This is a genomic window from Asaia sp. W19, assembly GCF_003994335.1.
Lineage (GTDB): Bacteria > Pseudomonadota > Alphaproteobacteria > Acetobacterales > Acetobacteraceae > Asaia.
The window spans coordinates 1-1,207 of record NZ_PNQZ01000166.1; the positions used below are offsets into that span (position 1 = coordinate 1).

The 1,207-nt window shown below is 62.1% G+C and carries 1 protein-coding gene; it reads right to left on the reverse strand.

The window, feature by feature from the left end:
- The coding region (locus tag C0V97_RS17645; RefSeq protein ID WP_148114976.1) for an MMPL family transporter at nucleotides 1-1,207 on the reverse strand (1,207 nt) is incomplete at both ends.

Below are 1,207 nucleotides of genomic sequence, written 5' to 3' on the forward strand. Positions count from 1 at the left end.
GCCCAGCTTGCTCGCGGCAGAAGCCGCGCTGGCACGCAGCGCATTCGCATCGGGCGCGGGCTGAACCTCCTGCCCGACCAGCGTAGGCAGCAGGATAGAAGCCGTATCCTGAATCATGGCCAGTTTTTCGGTCTGGTTCTCCGGCACGAACATGCCCAGCCACATGACTGAAGACACGCTCGGCAGGGCCTCGAACTGCTTGGCGCGCTCTGCCGCGATCTTCAGATTGGGGACCACCACCTCACCGTCATAAGGCGAAGCGCGCGGGTCCTGTTCCAGAAGATGGATGGCCCGCATACCTTCCGTGTCCGGGTTCTTGGTATGCAGCGGGTCGGCATCGAAGCTGAGGCGCGGGATGAGCGCGAGACCCGTTACGGCCAGAATGCCGAAAAAGGCCAGAACCGGCTTGCGATAGCGCCGCAGGAAGTGATCTGCCGGAGCAAGTCGCGTGAAGCCCGGCATGCCACGGCTCAGGCGCGCACGGAAAAGATGCAGCAGTGCTGGCAGAAGCGTCATGGTGCACAGAAAGGCAATGATCATGCCGATACCGGCAATCAGACCGAGCTGCGCCACACCGACGAAATTGGTCGGGACGAAGGCCAAAAACCCAGCGGCTGTGGCCAGTGCGGCAACCAGGATCTGGTGCCCTGTCTCACGCCCTGTCTCGGCCAGTGCATCTTCCGGTGTCATTGCGGCGCCCGAAACCTGACGCTGACCTCTGAAACGCACGGAGAACTGGATGGCAAAATCGACGGCAATACCCACGAACAGTACCGCAAAAGCCACCGAGATCAGATTGAGCTTGCCCACGGCAATAGCCGCGAACCCCGTTGTGAGCAGCAGGCCGATCACGAGCGTGATCAGGATCGGCACGATGACGCGCATGGAACGGACGGCCAGAACCAGCCAGGCAGCCACAAGCACGAGCGAGGTCAGCAGCCCGAAGCCCATGCCGTGAGCAACAGTCGAGAACTCCTCATCACTCAGCTGGACCGGGCCGGTGATCATGGCGATGGCATTGCCGCTCTTGACGAAAGGCAGGGAATCGATGGCCTTGCGCATGGCAGCGCTCGCCTCGCCCCCCGGCTGAAGGGACCCGAAATCCTGATGCGGCTGGGTCATCACGAACTGATAGCGCCCGGCCATATCGCCCAGCGGTCCAGCCAGCAGATTCTGCCAGGAAAGGTCCTTGGGATGATTCCCAGCC